Genomic DNA, 19,482 nt, shown 5'->3' on the forward strand with positions numbered 1-19,482 from the left:
CCGCGTATGACGCAGCGCGGCGTATGACGCCAAAGCCCTAGGCTCCCGGCGTGACGACGCCCACCCCGACCGCTTCGCGGTCCTCGTGGTGGAACATCGTGGTCCCGCGCAGCGTGCAGGAGGCCTTCGGCGTCCGCAGCATCCGGTGGTTCCTGAGCGGCGTCGGCACCGACTCGTTCGCCGATGCACTCTGGCTGGTCACCCTCGGCTGGGTCGCGGGCACCAACGCGAGCCCGTTCGTCTACGGCGTCATCATGACGCTCGGCACCCTGCCGGCACTCGGGTTGTTCCTTTTCGGCGGCATTGCCTCCGATCGGTTCGGCGCGGGCAAGGTGTTGATCGCCACCAGCCTGGCCCGCTTGCTGATCGCGACCGGGTGGCTGGCGTTCGCCGTGCAGCCGGCGCCGTCGCAGACCGCAACCCTGCTTGTGGTGACCGTCATCGGGGTGCTGGCCGACGCGACGATGGGCTACCACGATCCCGCGCGCGAGAGCTACATAACCGTCCTGTCCGGTTCGCAGCGACTGGTCGCGGCCGCCAACGACGCCGAGCGGCTCGTCGTACGGGTCGGTCAGACCGCCGGTTCGGTCACCGCCGGCTTCCTGCTCGGCGCCGCCGACGACCAGCGCTGGGTCACCGCGGCCTGCTGGGCGGGCGGATGCCTCGCCACGTTCGGCATTTTCACCCGGGTGCGACGGCTGGCGCCGGAGCCACCGCCGATGCAGGCCGAGTCGCGTCCCAGCCTGCGCGAGGGCCTGGCGGTGCTGAAGGGCGAGCACACGCTGATCCGCACCTATCCGCTCCAGTCGGTCGCCTCGATGGCCGGCGGCGGCGCGATCACCGTCGGCGGGGTGTTGCTGGTGCAACGCAACGGCTGGCCGGCGTCGACGTACGGCTTTGCGATGGCGGGCTACCTCGGCGGACTCTTCGTCGGAGCCCGGCTCGGCGTGTGGATCCGGGAGCGCGGCACGCGGGCGCCCATTGCGGTGGCCGTCCTGGGATCCGCAGTGGCCGCCTGCCTCCAGATCGTCGCGGCGCTCGTCCCGTTCGCCTGGGTGTTCGTGGTGTGCTGCGCGATGTCCGGCGTGTCCACCGGGCCGATGGGTCCGTTGCTCACCGGTTACGCGAAGCTGCGCGCCAAGATCCGACAGGAAACGGGCGGGGATGTCGTCGCCGGACGACTCCTGGCTCCGCTCTACTTCGGTCTCAACCTCGAGCCGGCGGGCTACCTCGTCGTCGCGGGCAGCGCCGCGATCGCCTCGCCCAGTGCGGGGATCGTGCTGCTGGCCGTTCTCACCTTGTTGCTGGTCGTGCGTGCGCTCGCGTCGCCGCACGTGCGGGCCGCCCAGTTGCCCGCCGCTTAGCCGGGGCACGAACGACCCGCCGGGTCCGGTAACTTTTCCGACGTGTATTTCGTCATCATGGGCTGCGGCCGGGTCGGCTCGACGTTGGCGCTGAGCCTGGAGAAGCACGGCCACGAAGTCGCGGTCATCGACCGTGACGAGTCGGCGTTCCGGCGGCTCGGTCCGTCGTTCGAAGGCCGTCGTGTCACCGGCGTCGGATTCGACCGGGAGACGCTGATCCAGGCCGGCATCAAGGACGCCTACGCGTTCGCGGCCGTCAGCAGCGGTGACAACTCCAACATTCTGTCGGCGCGGGTCGCCCGCGAGACGTTCGACGTCGAGCACGTCGTGGCTCGCATCTACGACCCGGGCCGCGCCGAGATCTACGAACGCCTCGGCATACCAACGGTGGCCACGGTGCGGTGGACCAGCGACCAGGTGCTGCGCAAGCTGCTGCCGCAAGGCGCGCTGCCGCTGCACACCGACGCCAGCGGCAAGGTGATGCTCGCCGAGATCCCGCCGCACCCGAGCTGGGTCGGCAGCCCGCTCACCCGCATCGAGGAGAGCACCGGCGGCCGGGTGGCCTACTTGACGCGCCTCGGCGACGGGATGCTGCCGGGCGCTGACACCGTCTTCCAGGAGGGCGACCTGCTGCACCTAATGCTGCCGACCGACCGGGCGGCCGATATCGAGGACCTGCTCACCGCCCCCAAACCAGTCGACGACTGACCAGGAGAATCGTCAGATGCGTGTTGTTGTCGTCGGCGCGGGAAGCGTCGGCCGGTCGATCGCCCGGGAGCTGATCCTGCGCGGTCACCAGGTGCTGATCATCGACAAGTACGCCGAGGAGGCGCGCACCCGTGCCGTGCCGGATGCGGCCTGGCTGCTTGCCGACGCGTGCGAGATCAGCACGCTGCGCGAAGCGCGGCTCGAGGACTGCGAGGTGGTCGTCTGCGCCACCGGCGACGACAAGGTCAACCTGGTCGTGTCGCTGCTGGCCAAGACCGAGTTCGGGATCAACCGCACCGTGGCCCGGGTGAACAACCCGAAGAACGAGTGGATGTTCGACGAGGCGTGGGGTGTCGACGTCGCGGTCTCGACGCCTCGGTTGATGACCGCTCTGGTCGAGGAAGCCGTCAGCGTCGGCGACCTGGTCCGGCTGTTTCAGTTCCAGCAGGGCAAGGCCACGATGGTGGAGATCACCGTGCCCGCCGACAGCCCCAACGTCGGCGTCGCGGTCGGACAGCTGGAGTTGCCGCCGGAGTGCGTGCTCGTCGGCATCATCCGCGACGAGGTGCCGATCCCGCCCAGCCCGTATGACGCGATCGAGGCGCTCGACGAACTGCTGCTGCTTGCGACACCGGAGGCCGAGCAGTCGCTCGGCGCGGTGCTCACCGGGCGCCCGGCGGACCAGATCCGCACCCACTCGCCCGGCGAGTAGGTCCTACCGATCCTGCTTGATCTCGTATGCCGGGTTGAAGATCGTCGGGACACCCTTCAGATAGGTGACCCGGCCCTTCACCTTCAGGTAGACACCCGGCTCGATGCCGCCGATCCGGCGACGGCCCAGCCACACCAGGTTCATCGTCCGGCTGCCGTCGTCCAGGTCGACCACCATGGCCGGGACCGTGCCACTGCGCGGCCGCAGGCTGACGCTGCGGACGGTGCCGCAACAAGACGCCATCGACCGGTCAGTGGCGTCACAGATCGGCGTGGCGCCGTGCTTCCTGGCTGCCTCGCGCAATTCGTCCCGCTCCAGCGAGGTCTCCGACCGGGTCAACCGGTCGGCAACCTTGCCGAACGAGGTCTTCAAACTCATCTCAACGCACCTCGGTGATTTCCGGGCCACGCTCGAACGGCTTGAAGTCGTCGGCGGTGTCGGACTTGTCGCCGGTCTGATCCGGCTTGGCATTCGGGTCGGCCGGGGTCTCCTCGGCCTGCGCCAGCACCTCCTGCGGGATCTGCAGCGGCAGCATCTCGCGGGGCGCGCGCGCCTCGGTGCCGCGGACCACGACGCTGCGGCGCAGAAACGCCAGCAGCGGCTCGGCCGCGGCCTCGTCGATCGCGGCGTTCCCGGACAGCACCGCGCGCAGGAACCAGCGGGGCCCGTCGACGCCGACGAACCGGGCCGGTGCGTAGGTGGTGCGGCCGTCCGGGCCGCGGGTGGGCATCCGGGAGTGGAGTTCGATGCCGAGCGGGCCGAGCTTCTCTTCCGCGGTGCCGCCACCACCGAGCAGGTTGTCGGCGATCTCGTCACGGATGTCGTCCCACACACCACTGCTCTTCGGGGCGGCGAAAACCTGCAACTGGCAGGCGGATTCGCCTTGCACGACGGTCATGCCAGTGATCTCCTGACCGGACTCGTCGACGTCGAGACGGATCTCCATGCTCGACTCGGGAATGATCGCCAGCGAGCCGAAGTCGAGCCGCGAGTCGAGGTCGTCGACCTCGGCACGATCGAACGGGCCCTCCGACCGGTCCACCGTGTGAGGGCGCGGTAGACGTCCCTCCGGCGCGCTGTCGGCGGCGTCGTCTGCGGACTCGTCGGTGTCGCTGGTGTCGCCCGTGACCTGGTCCACCGACTCGGCGTCGGTCACCTCGGCGTCGTCATCGGTGGCGGCGTCGACGTCATCGACCTGGGCGACCGCGGTCTGGTCGCCGCTGTCCTTGGCCTTGCGTCGGAAAAGTCCCACGATGCGTTGTGCCCCTTTGTCTTGTTGTTCTTGCCTTCAGCGACCGGCGAAGCCGCCGCTTGCTCCGTGTCCAGTCTCACCCCGGACGCTGTCCGGAAGCGAATCGACCGGCTCCCATTGCACCGCCACGACCTGTTGGACCACCAACTGCGCGATCCGGTCGCCGCGCTCTATGGTGAACGACTCGCGCGGGTCGTGGTTGATCAGGTTGACCTGAACCTCGCCCCGGTAGCCCGCGTCGACCGTCCCCGGCCCGTTGAGCGTCGTCACGCCGTGCCGGGCAGCCAGCCCGGATCGTGGGTGCACGAACCCGGCGTAGCCCTCCGGGATCGCGATCGCGATGCCGGTCGGCACCAGCGACCGATGCCCCGGCGCCAACGTGACGCCCACCCGGGCGTACAGGTCGACGCCGGCGTCACCCGGCCGGGCGTATGACGGCAGCGGCAGCCCGGGATCGAGCTGCCGCACCGGCATACGCACTGATTGCACGGTCAGGCCGCGCACTCGGTGCAGACCGGAAGCCCGCCGACCTCTTTGGCCAGCTGGCTGCGGTGATGCACCAGGAAGCACTTGGAGCAGGTGAATTCGTCCGCCTGACGCGGAATCACCTGCACCGACAGTTCCTCGCCCGAGAGGTCGGCTCCCGGAAGTTCGAAGCCCTCGGCCTGCTCGGTCTCGTCGACATCGACGCTTGCGGTGTTCTTGTCGACCCGGCGTGCCTTCAACTCCTCGATGGAGTCGTTGTCGATGTCGTCGTCCGACTTACGTGGAGCGTCGTAATCTGTTGCCATTGCTTGGTTTTCCCGTCTCCTCGTCCGCCCACTCATGCCTGCCCGGGCGCGTCGTTTGATGTCCTTGGGCGCAATAACGCCAGACCGGCCGATTTTGTGCCCGAGCGGCGGCGATTGTGCCCCATCGGCGGCCGGCCCCGACACGCGGGGTCGGGCCTTGGCTCAGTCGGGGTCCTCAGCCGAGCGGGCGGGCGTCCACCACCGGAGCCAGTCGGTCGACCAACGCCCGGGAACCGGCCAGCACCAGGTCCGCGTCGGGGGCACCCCCGGAACGACCCACCACCACGCCGCCGGCCTCGGTCACGACCAACCGTCCCGCCGCCTGATCCCAGGCGTTGAGGCCCGACTCGTAGTAGGCGTCGAGGCGGCCGGCGCCGACCGAGCACAGGTCGAGCGCAGCGCTGCCGGCCCGCCGGATGTCCCGCACCTGGTCGATGAGCTCGCCGACCAGCGCGGCCTGCTTGCGGCGCTTGGCTGCGTCATACCCGAAGCCGGTGCCGACCAGCGACAGCGCAAGGTCGGTCTGGTTGCTCACCGACAGCTGCGCGGAGCGACCGGCATGCCGCAGGTGCGCACCGCCACCCTGCCGGGCATGGAACAGCTCGTCGGTCATCGGGTTGACGACGGCGCCCACGACCGGCCGCCAGCCGCCGGACACCGACACGTCCCCGACGCAGGCGGCGACCGACACGGCATACGCCGGCAACTGGTAGAGGTAGTTCACGGTGCCGTCGATCGGGTCCACCACCCAGGTGATGCCGGATCGGCTCTGCCGCGAACCGCCCTCCTCGCCGAGCAGCCCATCGTCCGGGCGCAGTTGCTCCAGGCGGGTCCGCAGCAGCTCCTCACTGCGCTGGTCCATCACCGTGACGACGTCGGTCGCGGTGCTCTTGGTGGCCGCGACGCCGAGCCGGTCCGGGCGTTCGTCGACGATGAGCCGACCGGCCTCCAGCGCCAGGTCGCAGGCCAGCTGCTCCAGCGCGACGAGTTCCGAAGGGGCGGGGGTGGTGTCCACGTCGTCAGTCCATTCCACAGGCAGCGGGTTTGTGGGCGCGCAGGTTGGGGCAGCACCCGGCGGCGCAGATCGGCGGCATCGGCGCGCCCGGCCAGCCGACGAGCTCGACCTGCTCGCCGCGGGCCTGAGCGGCCCGCTCCTCGACCAGGTCGGCCAGGCCCATCACGAACTCGGGGTCGGTGCCGACCGTCGGCACGCGGGTCATCTTCAGCCCGACCTCTGCGGCGGTCGCGGCGGCCTCGGTGTCGAGGTCGTGCACCACCTCCATGTGGTCGGACACGAACCCGATCGGCGCGACCACGACGTCGGTGACCCCCTGCGCCGCGAGGCTGCGCAGATGGTCGTTGACGTCCGGCTCCAGCCAGGGCTGGCTGGGCGACCCCGAGCGCGAGCAGTAGACCAGCGCGCCACTCAAGTTGCGGTCGAGGGTTATACCCGCCTCGTCGAGGATGACGTGCGCGATCTCGTCGTGCTGGTGCTCGTAGAGGTTGCCCTCGCCGTCGCCGGGGCCGGACGTGTCGTCCATCGCCTCCGGGATCGAGTGCGTCACGAAGACCACCCGGAGCTTGTCGTCGTCGGGCTGGCCGCAGCCACGGACCGCCTCGGTGACCAGCCGAGCGTTCACCCGGGTGAAGCTGGGATGAGTGGCATACTGCCGGATCTTGTCGACCGCCAGCTGCCGGTCCTCGTCGGCCAACTCGATGAGCGCGGCCGCGATGTCCTCGCGATACTGCCGGCACGAGCTGTATGACGCATAGGCGCTCGTCGTCACGATCAGCACCTGCCGGGCGCCGGCATCCTGCGCCTGTCGGAGCGTGTCGACCAGGAACGGTTCGCTGTTGCGGTTACCGAGCAGCACCGGGGTGGCGACTCCGCGCCGGCGCAGTTCGGCGTGCAGTGCCTGCTGCAGCGCGCGGGTCTGATCGTTGATCGGGCTTTTGCCGCCCCGGGCGTAGTAGTGCTCGGCAACCGCTTCGAGACGCTCGTCCGGCACGCCGCGTCCCGCGGTCACCCGACGCAGGAACGGCATGACCTCCTCGGTCGACTCCGGACCGCCGAACGACAGCACGACGATCGCGTCATACGGTCGCACCGCGAGGCCCTCGTCCTCGGTCGCCGGTTCGGGGTCGAGCGCGCCCTCGGTAACCGGGTCGGCCGGGGATGCCGGGCGCGCCGGGACCTCGCCGTCGCCCTTGGTGGCGTCCGGTGGCTCGGCGATCGGCGACGACATGGGGCGGGACTCCTTTGCGGGCACAGATTGGGGGTGGACGCGGAGCGTCTACCGTGAAGACTACGACGAGTCGGGGACGCGGTTTCGGCGCGCCCTGCGGAGCCATCGCGCGCCTGCGTGGCATGGTGGTCTGCGGTTGCTAGGACTGGCCTATTTGGGAGAAACGCACATGCGGGAGTTGCGCCTGACCGGCGTCCATGAGGACGGCGAACACCTGTTGCTCGTCGACGACGAGGGCGAGCGGTCGCAGTTGCGCATCACCGAGGAGCTGCGCGCCGCCATCCGGCGGGACCGCTCGCGGGCCCTCGCCGACGCGGGCGTGCCCGAACCCGAACAGGTCGAGCTGCGGCCGCGCGACGTGCAAACGTTGCTGCGTTCGGGGCTGTCCCTGGAGGACGTTGCCGAACGGTCCGGCTGGACCGTGGAAAAGGTCTCCCGATACGAAGCCCCGATCCGCGCCGAGCGCGACTACGTCGCCGGCCTGGCCCGGGCGGTGCTGGTAGCCGACGCGACCGCGCGACGCGGCGAGGAAGGCACCTTCGGCGAGCGGATCGAGCGCCGGCTCGACGGTCGTGGCGTCGACGCCGACGACGTGACCTGGGACTCCTGGCGCAGCAGCGACCAGGACTGGACCGTGCAGTGCAGCTTCCCCGCCGGCGGCAAACTGCGGCACGCGACATGGCGTTTCGGCATCGACGGCCGCACCCTGACACCGGTCGACGACGAGGCACGCTGGCTCGGTGAGGACGAGACCTCGCCAGGTCCGTTGCAGGCAGCCGCGCCGGTGCGCGACAGTTCGGTGTACGACGTCGAGGCCGAAGGCGGACTCGACGCCGCGCCCGCGCCGAAGGTCCGCACGGTCCGCGGCGGGACGACCAGCTCGGCCACCGCAGTGCCCGTGCACCCGGCCGGCCGGGCGCACGACCGACGCGATGCCGACGCCGGCCTGTCGGCGACGGCCGACGCCGAGACCGTCGACCTGATGGCTGCGATGCGTGAACGCACCAAGGGGCGCCGCCGCAAGAGCCGCGGGCGCCAGTCGCAGTCCGCGCAGTTCCCCGCCGACGCCGCGCCGCCCGAGCAACTCGACACCGACGGTAGGCCGCCGCCCGCGGGATCGCACCCCCGACCGGAGGCGCCGAAGGCCGAGGAGCTCGGCCACGATCCGGTGACCGGCACCGCGGACATGTTCGCCGACCTCGACTTGAGCGACGTGCAGCCGGCCGAGGACACCGAAGGTGCCGGTGCGCCCGATGCGAGTGCTTCGGGCGAAGCCGTCGCCGAGGCGACCGTCGACAACGCCGACAACGCGGACGCCGACAAAGCCGACGATGTCGTCGCCGTTGACGACATCGCACCGGACGACGACCGGGATGCCGTGACGTTCGAACCGGACACGGAGCCGGCACCGGTCGCGCAGCCGCACGACGATGAGGTCGAGGCCATTCCCGACCGTCCGAGTGCTGCTCGCAAGGGTCGCCCGAGCGTGCCCAGCTGGGACGACATCATGTTCGGCCGGCGGCCGGGCCGCGACTGAGCGGTCCAACCTCAGCGACGATCGCGCCGCTGCGCGTCATACCCCGGCAGCCGGTGATCGGCGATTTCGCTGCGCCGGAGGCCGATCGTTTCGGCCTCGTCGGCATACGGCTCGCGCCCGCTGTCCTCGTAGGACACGTCGTACGACGCGTGATGCTCATCGGCGCGCTGCGGCTCCGGCGGCCGGGCACGCGGCGGGCGTCCGGGGTGCCGAACTGCCGGTGCGGCAGCACGGACCTTGGCCGGCACCGGGATCGACCGGCCGGCGTTCCAGATCAGCACGGCGCTCGCCCACGCGACCAGCACGACCGCGGCCAGAATCATGCCCACCTCGGCGTTGGTCGGTATGGCGACGGCCACGATGCCGCCGATCACCCACGACAACTGCAGCAGGGTCTCCGACCGGCCGAACACGCTGGTGCGCATGTGCTCCGGGACGGTGTCCTGAATCTGCGAATCAAGCGCCAGCTTGCCGAGCTGTTGCCCCACGCCGGCGACGAAGCCGACCGCAACCGCGGTCACCACCGAGAAGTGCACCGCCGCGATCACCACCATCACTGCGTCGGCGACGAGCGTCGCCAGCACGATGACCCGTGGGGAGGCGATCTTCAGCGCGGCACCCATCACGGTGCCGACCGAGTTGCCCACACCCGCGGCGCCCAGCACGAGGGCGAGCGCGAGCGTCTTGCGGTCCTCCCAGCCGGGGAACGGGTGGGTGCGCACCAGGAACGCCAGGAAGATCGTGAGGAATCCGGACAACCAGCGCAGGCCGGTGTTGGCCCGCAGTGCCGTGACCACGGCCGGGCCGATGCCGCGGCTGGAAGCCGCGCCCGTCGCCAGCCCGACCAGCGGCGCCGGCTTCTCACCCACGCTGGAGTCCACCCGCGGCGGCAGCAGGATCGCCAGCACCGTGCCGACCGCGAAGAGCAGCGCGGCCACCCGCAGCGCCCAGGAGGCACCGCCGACCGCTGACGCCGCACCGGCCAGCGCACCCGCCACCCCGGCCCCCACGACACCGGCCAGCGACAGCCGGCCGTTGGCCTTCACCAGGGTGAGTTGCTCGGGCAACAGCCGGGGCGCCGCGGCTGACCTGGTCACCAGGTAGGCCTTGGAGGACACCAGCACGCACAACGCGACCGGGAAGAGCCACGCCGATCCGTCGTCGACCGCTTGCGCGAGCACCCAGCACAGGAAGGCCCGGATCGCCAGCGTCGCGCCGATCGCCCACCGCCGGCCGTGCCGGAAGCGGTCCAGCAACGGCCCGATCAGTGGTGCGACGATCGCGAACGGCAGCATGGTCAGGCACAGGAAGAGCAGCACCTGCCCCTTGGCCTGCGCCGAGGAGACCGAGAAGAACACCGTGCCGGCCAGCCCGATCGCAACCGCGGCGTCTCCGGCGGAGCTGAACGCGTGCACCTGGATGAGCCGGGCCAGTCCGCTCTCCCCCGCGCCCTGTGCCTCACTGGCCTTGCGCGCCGCGCGGACCGTGCCCTTGCTCGCGGCGGCGGTGAACTTCGCCATCGCCTCGGCGCCGCGCTTCACCCCGCGCCCGGCGGCCCGCGCGGTGTCGGCGCGCGAGTGCACCGAGGGCGCGGTGTCGGCTGCCTTATCGCCCGTCGCCTCGTATGGCGCCTCGCCGTTCGGGTATGACGCAGGCGGCGTCCGCGGCGGTGGCTGGACCCGTCGCGGTGGTGCGTCGTACCGGTCCTGCGCCCGCTCGCGCGGTCGCGGCGGCATCGGCCGGGTGCGCGGCGTGTCGGGGATCGGTTCGGTGAACGCGCGATCCCGCTCCGCACGTCGGCGCTGCCGACCGGACAGACCGTCGCGACTCATGCGTCCATCATGCCAAGCCGGACCGACTCTCGTCGGACGACGCGTCGGCCGCGTCCCGCCCGGAGCCGGGCAACGGGCACAGGTCCAGGTCGAACGGCAGCACCTCGGGCGAGGCCGCCTGGGCCCGCGCCGCGTGAGAGGTCATCCGCCGCATGTAATGCCGGCGGCACAGCACCTCGTATTCGACGGTGGCGGTGCTTCCTCCGCTGATGTCCCCGACCACGACCTGCTCGCCCTCCACGACCATGTCACCGTCGACGACTCGGGCATTGTGGGTGGCGCGACGCCCGCACCAGCACAGGGCCTCGACCTGCGGCACCTGGATCCGGTCGGCGAGCTCGATGAGCCGGCGGGATCCTGGGAAAAGCTCGGTCCGGAAGTCGGCGGTGATGCCGAACGCGTAGACGTCGATGTGCATTTCGTCCACCAGCTTGGCCAACTGCTCGACCTGCACCGCGGTGTAGAACTGCGCTTCGTCACAGATGAGGTAATCGATCACCCGGCCTCCGGTCGCCTGCTCGACGACCAAATCCCAGAAGTCCAGGTCGTCGTGCACCTCGAGCGCGGCGTGTGAAAGGCCAAGACGCGACGACAGCACGGCCTCACCGGCACGGTCGTGCTTGGTGAAGACCAGACCGCGACGACCACGGGCCCGGTGGTTGTGCTCCATCTGCAGGGCCAACGTCGACTTGCCGCAGTCCATGGTGCCGGAGAAGAAGAGGAGTTCAGCCACGACCGGCAACCTTAATGTGCGCGCAGGTGGATCATCGGCACGAGTTGTTCGGCGTCGGTGAGCGACCCGTGCTGCCCGATGAGCGACGACACTCGTGGACGCATGACCCGTGAGTCGTACGCACCGACCACGCCCCGCATGGCCACCACCACGTCGCCGATGCGGGGCAGCACGCTGTCGGCCACCGAGCCGAAAAGTCCTGCCGCGACCGCTGATTCGCGACTCATCACCCACGCATCGTCGCCGAAGCGCGTCTCCCACGCGGCGTGTACGTCGGCGGCCGCGCCTGGCCGGCAGTAGAGGTGTGCGGCGCGCATCTCGCCGCCGACGATCGCGACACCGTCGGTCAGCTCCGGCTCGTCGACGACGTCGACCTTGGCCGAGTCGGGCAGGTCGATCATCCCGTGATCGGCGGTGACGGTGAGCGAGGTGCCGCCCGGCAGGCTGCGCGCGAGCCGCCGCATCTCACCGTCGAACGCCTCGACCGCGTCACCCCATTGCCAGGATTCGCAACCGAATTGGTGGCCCGTGCTGTCGATGGCACCCCAGTAGAGGTAGACCAGGGACCGGTCGTCGGCACGCACGGCCGCGAGCGCGGCGTCGACCGCGGTCGGCAGGTCGCGCGCGCCGGCGAAGCGGGCTCCCCGCAGCGCGGCACGGGTCAGTCCGGATCCGTCGAACTTGCCCGGGCCGACCATGGTGACCGGCGTTCCCGCCGCCGCGACGCGCTCGAAGATCGTCGGATGTGGTTGCCACTGCAGCGGATCCGGACCGTCGATCCAGTCGAGTTCGTTGAAGAGCCGGTCGGTGCCCGGGATCCGCAGCTGGTAGCCGACGAGGCCGTGCGCGCCCGGCGGCAGCCCGGTGCCGAAAGTGCCCATGCTGGTGGCGGTCGTCGACGGGAAGCCCGCGGTCAGCGCCCGCGGGACGTCGTCGGGCTGGTCATTGAGCACCGCGCGCAGGAACGGCGCGTGCCCGGACCGGCGGCGCAGCAGCTCGGCGCCGAATCCGTCGGCCAGCACCACGATCGCTTGCCGGGCCGGCGGCAGTGCGTCGGCCGGCTGCCAGTGCTCGGGCAGCGAGAGCGCACCCAGGGAGGCCGCGACCCGCGGCAGCACGCCGGCCAGCCCACCCGCGTCGTATGACGGGGCGAGCGCGTCGCGGCTCACCGCCCGATCGCTGCGGACAGTGCCGACGAAAACGCTTGCGCTTGCCGGAGGTTGGAGTCACCGTCGGCGTCGGCGCTGACTCGCAGGGCGATGTCGTCGCCGGTGATCGAACCCTCGTAACCGTGGTCGGCATCGCACGAGGGGTCTCCGCAGGTTGCCGGCAGCAGGTCGACCCGCGACACCGAACCCCACGAGATCGTCATCGTCACCTCGCGACCGAGAGCGCCGGCGGAGTATCCCTCCGGCTGCGCCACCACGTGAGCGAGCATCACACCCCGCACCGAAGACAGCGGCACCGTCTCGCTGGTCGCGGTCGCGACCGACCCGAGGTGCGCGACCGGCGACTCCGGGTTGGGGGCGTGGTCGTCGGCGTGCGCGATGACCAGCCGGGTGGCGGTCAGCACCAACACCGTGACGTGCCGGCGCACGGTCTCGTTGTCGATCGTGGTCTCGGCGTGCACCAGATGCGAGTCCACCGGTTCGACGCCCACCGCGGACGCGACCACGTCGGCCACGAGCGCCGGGAAGTAGCCGGCCTGCTCGATGTCGGCGAGGAGTCGGTCCGGCAGGACCGACCCGGTGATCTGCTTGCTGGTCGATGACATGAGCACCATTGTCGCAGTTGTCAGGCGATCGGGAGCGAACGCCTGCCCGAGTCTGTGCGCGACTCGGGCGGCGCGACCACCACGGAGGCGCCGAGCACATCGAGCCCGCCGGGATGGGTGTTGACCGGGTTGAGCTCCAGTGACGCCACCTCGGGCAACTGCTCGGCGAGCACCGACGCGCGTGCCACCACGTCCTCCAACGCCTGCTGGTCCACGGCCGGGCCGCCGCCCCGACCGCGCAAGATGGGCGCGGCCTTGGCCGAGCTGATGAGTTCGCGCACGTCGACCTCGGTCAGCGGCGGAATCCGGTAGGCGATGTCGCCCATCACCTCCGTCGGTGCTCCGGCCAGGCTGAACCGCACGACCGGACCGAAGAGCGGGTCCTCCCCCGTCGCGACGATGCACGGGATGCCCGGTGTCGCCATACGTTGCACCACCAGCCGATTGGCGTGCAGCGGCGCCAGCCGCTCGTCCAGCGCGGTGAACGCCTCGCGGACGGCGTCGGGCCGGCGCAGGTCCGCGCGCAGCGCGGTCACCGGCTGGGTGCGCACCAGCGGCGACACCGACTTCACCACGACCGGGTAGCCGATCGCGTCGGCCGCCGCCACCGCCTCGTCCGCGGACCCGACGGGGGTTTGCGGCCACACTTCGATCCCGTATGCCGACAGCAGCTCCCGCACCTCCTCCGGTCGCAGCGGGCGCCCGTCGGGCGAGCCCTCCAGCACGCGGTCGACCAGCGCCTCGGCGCGCGGCCGGTCGACGCTGTCGGGAGTGACGGGGGTGCCTCGATCGGTGGCGCGCCACTCGGCATACCGGGTCGCCGCGGCCAGCGCGCGCACCCCGTCCTCCGGCAGTTGGTATGACGGCACGAACCGGCGGGTGCCGTCATCGGCCTGCGCCGACAGCTCCTGCGACATGCCGTTGATGCCGAGAAACGTTGTGATGCACGGCTTTTCGTGGCGCGCCGCCACCTCGGCGAGCGCCCGTGCGAGCACAATGCCCTCGACAATGCCAGGCTGCATGATCACGGTGATGACACTGTCGACGTCAGGGTCGGCGAACGCCGCCTCCACGGCCTCCTGCAACTGCTCGGCCCCGGTGTAGGCCGGCAGATTTACCGGGCCGTGCGTCACCTCCAGCCGCCAGCTGACCGCAGCGTCCGCCGCGAGCGCCCCGAGTGCATGGGAGTTGCCGACGATCGCTACCCGCGGCCCGGACGGCACCGGCTGATTGACCACGAGCTGGGCGACGTCGAAAAGCTGGTGCAGGTTCTCCACCCGGATCACGCCGGCCTGCCGCAGCATCGAGGAGAAGGCGTCCGGCGAGGTGAGCGTCGGGCGCACCCGGTGCCCGGGCGGCACGCCGTATGACGACACCCCCGACTTCACCACGATCACCGGCTTGCTCATCGCGAGCCGCCGGGCGATCCGGGAGAACTTGCGCGGGTTGCCCATCGACTCCAGGTAGAGGCCGACCGCCTGGGTGGCGTCGTCGTCGATCCACCACTGCATGACGTCGTTGCCGGACACGTCGGCGCGGTTGCCGGTCGACACGAAGTCGGTGAGGCCGAGCCCCCGCCGGTCGGCGAAGTCGAGCACCGCGATGCCGAGCGCACCGCTTTGCGCGAAGAGCCCGAAGCGGCCGGCGAGCGGCATCTCGGGGGCGAGTGAGGCGTTGAGGCGGATCTCGGCGCGGGTGTTGATCACCCCGAAGGAGTTGGGCCCGGCGACCCGCATCCCGTGCCGGCGGGCGAGGCGCACGAGTTCGGCCTGCCGCTGCTCGCCCTCGGGGCCGGCCTCGGCGAATCCGGACGACAGCACCACGAGCGCCTTCACCCGGTGTGCCGCGCACTCGGCGACGACTTCGAGCACGTGCTCGGCAGGGACAGCGATGACGACCAGGTCGATCGGCTCGGGCAGTTGGTAAACCTTCAGGTAGACCTTCACCCCTGGCAGTTCGGTGTGGGCGTGACTTCCCACGGCATACAGCCGACCGGTGAAGCCGCCGGCCTGCAGGTGCTCGAACACCTCGCGGCCCAGGCCGGTTGCGCGTTCGCTGACACCGACCACGGCCACCGTCTGGGGCGACAGCAACGAGTGCATGCTGACCGCCTCGGCGCGTTGCTCGCGGGCGGCGCGCACCGCCCGGGACTGCTCGGTCGACTCGATCCGGAAGGACAGCGCGATGACACCGTCGTCGAACCGGCGGTCGACGGCGTACCCGGCCTCGGTGAAGACCGACATCATCTTGTTGTTCTGCGGCAGGACGTCGGCGACGAACTCCTGGACACCGGCCTCGCGACCGATCGCGGCGAGGTGCTCCAGCAGCACCGACCCCACGCCGCGCCCTTGGAAGTCGTCGGCGATGTTGAAGGCAACCTCGGCCCGGGGGCTGTCCGGTCCGCTCAATCGGTCGTAGCGCGCGACGCCGATCATGCGGCCGCTGGACTCCGCGATCAGCGCCACGCGTTCGCGGTAGTCCACGTTGGCGAAGCGTTGCGCGTCCCGATCCGACAGGTGTTTCAGCGGGGCGAAGAACCGCAGGTAGATCGATTCCTCCGACTGCCGATCGTGGAACTCTTGCAGGGTCTGCTCGTCACCGGGCCGGATCGGTCGGATCTGTGCGACCGATCCGTCCCGGAGCACGACGTCGGCCTCCCAGTCGCGCGGGTACCCGGTCATGAATGAAGCATGCCAGGGTTGTCCGGACTGACGGCGACCATCCGGGTCATGCCGGCGGGTTGACCAGACGCCACCGCGCCCCGTAGTCGGAGGTCATCCAGAACGCACTTGTGGTGCGGGGCACCGCGTAGAAATAGCCCGCACCCGCGCTGGCGGTCCAGTCGAAGCCGGTCGACGGAACCGGCTGGTTGCTCCCGCCGCGTGCCGGCGCCCATCCTTCGCCGCCGTCGTCGGAGACGACCAGGCTGCCGGCGCCGCTGCCCGCGGGCACGCCCGAGGTGTCACGCGGGCCGCCGGAGGAGGCGACCAGGTGCTTGTCATCGGCCGCCGCGAGCCACACCTGACCGAGACGAGGCAGGGTCAGCGAACCGGTCGACACGCTCGCCCAGCTCCGGCCGCCGTCCCGGCTGCGGACCACCGTGTATGACGTGGAGCTGCCGGCCTGTTGCGGGTCGCACAGGGCGAACAGCAGCAGGGAGTCGGACACGTTGGTCGCCGGAGTGACCGCCTGCAGCTGGGACCGGCCACAGGCGGGCGGCGCCGTCAGGGCCGTCAGCCGGTCGCCGTCCAGGCGCATCGGGGGCAGCGGTGACCTGCCCTCGCCGGTGGTCAGCTGCAGGACGACCTGACCGTTCTGCACCGTGACGTCTCCGGCCCGCACCGGCGTGCTCGGGGTGAACGTCGCGTCCGCGCCCGCGATGGTGGTGGCCGACGGGGCGAACGTGCTGACGTAGATCGGGCCGTTGCACACCCCCTGCGCGCAGTTGTCGGAGGTCAGCGCGACAACTTGCTGGTTGAAGATCTCGACGTCGAGCACGGTGCCGCCCGGGTGGGACATCTTGGTGAAACTCGCGCCGCCGTCACGGGTCACCCACAGGTCACCGCCGAAGACGTAACCCGTTGTGGGCGTGGCAAATCGGGTCTGGGTGATGGCACGCTCGGGTTGGATCTGCTGGACGTCGGTGCCGGTCGCACCGGACATGTCGGTGCTGTCGAAGTTGTGCACCGCGGTCCAGGACGTGCCGTCAGTGCCCGACCGCAACAGCACCGGGCAGACGCTGCCTTGGCAACCCTGCGAACCCAGCGCATAGAGCGTGCCCTGCCCGGCGTTGCTAACCGACCAGGTGGTGAAGGTCTCCGGCACCTTGAACGGCTTCTGCGCCGGCGACACGGTCTGACCCTCGCCGCTGCTGCGGCCGGTCGGCATCGTGTCGGTGTTGCCTGCGATCGCCTGACCCTGCCGCACGTCCGAGCCACCGAGTGGCTCGCGCTGCCAGCTCCAGATCGCAAACAGCGCCAACACCACCACGGCGGCCCCGGTCAGCGCGAGGACCCGGTTGCGTCGCCGCGCGGTACGCCGGGACGCGCGCACGATGCGCTGCCAGTCGAGTTCGTTGCCGGGCTCGGCGGGCACCTGCCGGCGCTGCTCGGCGAAGAACTCGGCGACGCTGTCACCGTGCGCGGAGGGTTCTGGCTCCTCGCTCACCGCACCGCCTCCAGCGACTGCGCGAGCAGCCGGCGGGCGTCATACAGGTCCCGCTTGACCGCGCCCTCGCTCTTGCCGACCTGACTGGCCACCTGTGCGACCGACAGATCGGCGAAATAGTGCAGCAGCACGGCCAGCCGGTGTCGTTCGGGTAAGGACTCGACCGCGTCGCGCACGGTGAGCCGAGTTGCGGTGTCGAGAGCGGGTTCGGCTGCGGTCTCGGTCGTCCGCCGGCCACCCACGAAGCGGTCGTATGCCGCCGCCTCCCGGCCGCGTTTGCGCCAGTGGTCGCGGACCTGGTTGGCCGCCGCCGTGTAGAGCCACGCACGCGGATCCTGCACCGAGTGCCAGTGCGTCATCAGCTTCACGAATGCCTCCGTCGCGACATCATGCGCCAGATCGCGATCACCGATCAGCGTCGTCGTCCAGCCGACGAGCCGCCCGAAGTGTGCGTCGTACACCTCGCGGACGGCGCGTTCGACAGTTGCTTCCCCCGAAGCCACTCCCGCGCCACCTTCCCGTGGACATCGGACAACGCCCACGGGATCCGGCAGCGGCGGTCATGTCCAAGAAGACGACGTCGCGGGTCCCGCGGTTGGCTGCCCGCGAAAAATGTTCCGGCGATCCTATCTGCGCAGAATGTGCGCATGCAGTTGCGGGATGCGATCACGACACGACGGATGGTGCGGCGCTTCGATGCCGAGCGCGAGGTCGCCGGGGAGGTCCTGCAGCGAATCGTCGAGCTCGGCCCCCGCGCGCCGAGCGCGGGCTTCAGTCAGGGCTGGGACTTCGTGGTCCTGCGCGGCACGGAGCGCGATGCCTTCTGGGCGGCGAGCACCGACGGCGGCGCGCCCGACGCGTGGTTGCGCGGGGTCAGCTCCGCACCGGTGCTGATCGTCTGCTGCTCCGACCGGGGCGCCTACCTCGACCGGTATGCCGAGCCGGACAAACCGTGGCCGGACCGGTCCGAATCCCATTGGCCGGCACCGTATTGGGACGTCGACACCGGCATGGCGGCGATGCTGATGCTGCTCGGCGCGGTTGACGAAGGTTTGGGGGCGCTCTTCTTCGGGGTGCCGGTCGAACGGCTCACCGCGGTGCGCGAGGCGCTCGCCATACCGCAGGATCGAGGGGTGGTCGGGGTCATCGCACTGGGGTATGCCGAGAGCGTCGCGCCGTCCGGCAGCACCCGAAAGGTGCGGCGGCGACCGCTGTCCGAGGTCGTGCACGCGGGGCGCTTCGGGGACCCCTGGCACTGACCTAGGCGGGTGCTACCAGCGAACGATCAAGCGCCGCAAGCGAATTCGCACCGGCGAGGCCCATTGCGTGCTGCAGCTCGCCGGTGAGTCCGCCGAGCACCTCCGCTGCCCCGTCGGCACCGTAGGCCGCCAGCCCCCACATCACGGGGCGCCCGACGAACACCGCGCGAGCACCCAGCGCGAGCGCGGTCAGCGCGTCGATCCCGCTGCGGACGCCGCCGTCGACCAGCACCGGAGCGGCGCCACCGACGGTCCGCACCACGTCGGGCAGCGCGACTGCCGTCGGCAGTGCTCGGTCGAGCTGGCGTCCACCGTGGTTACTCACCCAGACGGCCTCGGCTCCGGCGTCGAGGCAGGCGAGTGCGTCGTCACCGCGCAGCACGCCCTTGACGATCACCGGCAGATCGGCGATCCGCGCGATGCGGTCGATGTCGGCGAGCGTCTGGTCCGGTCGCTGGTCGATCGACTCCCAGGGGTCGCTGCCGTCGTCGGGCAGGTAGCCGGCGACGTTGACCAGGCTCTGCTCGGCGGTCAGCGGGATCGGCCGTGCCGCAGCGGGATTCGGCGCGCGGTAGCCGACATACGGAGTGTCGCCGGTGAGCACCATCGCGCTGGCACCGGCAGCCGCCGCGCGCTCGATCAGCCGGTCGGTGATGCTGCGGTCGCGCATCAGGTAGACCTGGAACCACCAGGGGCCGTCGATCTGCGCCGCGACGTCCTCGATCAGCCGGGTGGACCGGCTCGACAGCACCATGGGTGCACCGACGCGCTGCGCCGCTGCCGCCGTGGCCACTTCGCCCTCGGCGGTGAGCAGGCCGTGGAAGGCGGTCGGTGCGACGCCGATCGGAGTCGCCCACGACCCGAACAGTTCGACACTCGTGTCGACCCGGCTGACGTCGCGCAGCACCCGGGGCCGCAATCGCCAGTGGGCCCAGGCGGCTTCGGCCTCGCTGACGCTCAGCCCGTCGGCGGCACCCCGGCTGAGGTAGTGCCAGGCGTCTGGGTCGACGGCCTGCGCCGCCCGGTCGTGGATCTCGGCAAGTCGGTCGCGCACATCCGCACCCTGTCACAAAGCCACGAGGGCGGTGCCGGATGTCATACCGTCGC

At 70.7% G+C, this 19,482-nt stretch carries 19 protein-coding genes; 5 read left to right on the plus strand and 14 right to left on the minus strand.

The genetic code is table 11. The annotated features are described in order from the left end of the window. Positions 1 to 50 precede the first annotated feature (50 nt). Genes N2M23_RS05830 through N2M23_RS05840 form a run of 3 tightly spaced genes read left to right on the plus strand, consistent with a single transcriptional unit; the run spans position 51 to position 2,784 of the window. Positions 51 to 1,364, plus strand: a complete 1,314-nt coding sequence (locus N2M23_RS05830) for an MFS transporter (RefSeq protein WP_265443998.1) — start codon at positions 51 to 53, stop codon at positions 1,362 to 1,364. 42 nt (positions 1,365 to 1,406) lie between these two features. After that, on the plus strand, positions 1,407 to 2,072 hold the full coding sequence (locus N2M23_RS05835; protein ID WP_265443999.1) for a potassium channel family protein: 666 nt from the start codon (positions 1,407 to 1,409) through the stop codon (positions 2,070 to 2,072). Positions 2,073 to 2,088: 16 nt separating this feature from the next. Next, a complete protein-coding gene (locus N2M23_RS05840; protein ID WP_265444001.1) occupies positions 2,089 to 2,784 on the plus strand; it encodes a potassium channel family protein in 696 nt (231 codons plus the stop codon). A 3-nt stretch (positions 2,785 to 2,787) separates the two neighbouring features. Here N2M23_RS05840 and N2M23_RS05845 read toward each other — a convergent pair whose 3' ends face one another. The 6 genes from N2M23_RS05845 to N2M23_RS05870 all read right to left on the minus strand — a co-directional run bounded on the left by N2M23_RS05845 (position 2,788) and on the right by N2M23_RS05870 (position 7,073). After that, on the minus strand, positions 2,788 to 3,162 hold the full coding sequence (locus N2M23_RS05845) for an OB-fold nucleic acid binding domain-containing protein (protein ID WP_265444002.1): 375 nt from the start codon (positions 3,160 to 3,162) through the stop codon (positions 2,788 to 2,790). Position 3,163: 1 nt separating this feature from the next. Further along, positions 3,164 to 4,036, minus strand: coding sequence for a DUF3710 domain-containing protein (locus N2M23_RS05850; RefSeq protein ID WP_265444004.1), 873 nt, complete (start codon positions 4,034 to 4,036; stop codon positions 3,164 to 3,166). A 36-nt stretch (positions 4,037 to 4,072) separates the two neighbouring features. Next, entirely contained in the window at positions 4,073 to 4,510 is a 438-nt protein-coding gene (gene dut / locus N2M23_RS05855) for a dUTP diphosphatase (RefSeq protein ID WP_265444005.1), read from the minus strand. Between the two features lie 17 nt (positions 4,511 to 4,527). Further along, entirely contained in the window at positions 4,528 to 4,827 is a 300-nt protein-coding gene (locus N2M23_RS05860) for a DUF4193 domain-containing protein (RefSeq protein WP_171155043.1), read from the minus strand. Between the two features lie 175 nt (positions 4,828 to 5,002). Beyond that, positions 5,003 to 5,842, minus strand: a complete 840-nt coding sequence (locus N2M23_RS05865) for an inositol monophosphatase family protein (protein ID WP_265444008.1) — start codon at positions 5,840 to 5,842, stop codon at positions 5,003 to 5,005. 4 nt (positions 5,843 to 5,846) lie between these two features. Continuing rightward, positions 5,847 to 7,073, minus strand: a complete 1,227-nt coding sequence (locus N2M23_RS05870; protein ID WP_265444009.1) for a ferrochelatase — start codon at positions 7,071 to 7,073, stop codon at positions 5,847 to 5,849. A gap of 169 nt (positions 7,074 to 7,242) precedes the next feature. Here N2M23_RS05870 and sepH point away from each other — a divergent pair, with 169 nt between their 5' ends. After that, the gene (sepH, locus tag N2M23_RS05875; protein ID WP_265444010.1) at positions 7,243 to 8,610 is read left to right on the plus strand and encodes a septation protein SepH; all 1,368 of its coding nucleotides are present in this window, start codon (positions 7,243 to 7,245) and stop codon (positions 8,608 to 8,610) included. A gap of 11 nt (positions 8,611 to 8,621) precedes the next feature. Here the strand turns inward: sepH and N2M23_RS05880 are convergent, their stop codons facing one another. Genes N2M23_RS05880 through N2M23_RS05910 form a run of 7 tightly spaced genes read right to left on the minus strand, consistent with a single transcriptional unit; the run spans position 8,622 to position 17,619 of the window. Next, a complete protein-coding gene (locus N2M23_RS05880) occupies positions 8,622 to 10,442 on the minus strand; it encodes an MFS transporter (protein ID WP_265444012.1) in 1,821 nt (606 codons plus the stop codon). A gap of 7 nt (positions 10,443 to 10,449) precedes the next feature. Further along, complete coding sequence (locus N2M23_RS05885; protein WP_265444013.1) at positions 10,450 to 11,175, minus strand: thymidine kinase; 726 nt, start codon at positions 11,173 to 11,175, stop codon at positions 10,450 to 10,452. 11 nt (positions 11,176 to 11,186) lie between these two features. Beyond that, the gene (locus N2M23_RS05890; RefSeq protein WP_265444015.1) at positions 11,187 to 12,344 is read right to left on the minus strand and encodes an alkaline phosphatase family protein; all 1,158 of its coding nucleotides are present in this window, start codon (positions 12,342 to 12,344) and stop codon (positions 11,187 to 11,189) included. Beyond that, complete coding sequence (locus tag N2M23_RS05895) at positions 12,341 to 12,949, minus strand: DUF5998 family protein (RefSeq protein WP_265444016.1); 609 nt, start codon at positions 12,947 to 12,949, stop codon at positions 12,341 to 12,343. The genes N2M23_RS05890 and N2M23_RS05895 overlap by 4 nt, the downstream gene beginning before the upstream one ends. A gap of 20 nt (positions 12,950 to 12,969) precedes the next feature. Further along, positions 12,970 to 15,630, minus strand: coding sequence for a bifunctional acetate--CoA ligase family protein/GNAT family N-acetyltransferase (locus N2M23_RS05900; RefSeq protein ID WP_265444018.1), 2,661 nt, complete (start codon positions 15,628 to 15,630; stop codon positions 12,970 to 12,972). A gap of 46 nt (positions 15,631 to 15,676) precedes the next feature. After that, the gene (locus tag N2M23_RS05905) at positions 15,677 to 17,116 is read right to left on the minus strand and encodes a WD40/YVTN/BNR-like repeat-containing protein (RefSeq protein WP_265444019.1); all 1,440 of its coding nucleotides are present in this window, start codon (positions 17,114 to 17,116) and stop codon (positions 15,677 to 15,679) included. Further along, a complete protein-coding gene (locus tag N2M23_RS05910) occupies positions 17,113 to 17,619 on the minus strand; it encodes an RNA polymerase sigma factor (protein ID WP_265444021.1) in 507 nt (168 codons plus the stop codon). The genes N2M23_RS05905 and N2M23_RS05910 overlap by 4 nt, the downstream gene beginning before the upstream one ends. A 144-nt stretch (positions 17,620 to 17,763) precedes the next feature. Here N2M23_RS05910 and N2M23_RS05915 point away from each other — a divergent pair, with 144 nt between their 5' ends. Next, the gene (locus N2M23_RS05915; protein WP_265444023.1) at positions 17,764 to 18,375 is read left to right on the plus strand and encodes a nitroreductase family protein; all 612 of its coding nucleotides are present in this window, start codon (positions 17,764 to 17,766) and stop codon (positions 18,373 to 18,375) included. Position 18,376: 1 nt separating this feature from the next. On the opposite strand, the gene N2M23_RS05920 is transcribed toward N2M23_RS05915, so the two are convergent. After that, positions 18,377 to 19,429 (minus strand): alpha-hydroxy acid oxidase, encoded by a 1,053-nt coding sequence (locus N2M23_RS05920; protein WP_265444025.1) that lies wholly within the window; start codon positions 19,427 to 19,429, stop codon positions 18,377 to 18,379. Positions 19,430 to 19,482: the final 53 nt, after the last annotated feature.

The sequence above is a fragment of the Flexivirga meconopsidis genome, from assembly GCF_026162425.1.
Taxonomy (GTDB): domain Bacteria; phylum Actinomycetota; class Actinomycetes; order Actinomycetales; family Dermatophilaceae; genus Flexivirga; species Flexivirga meconopsidis.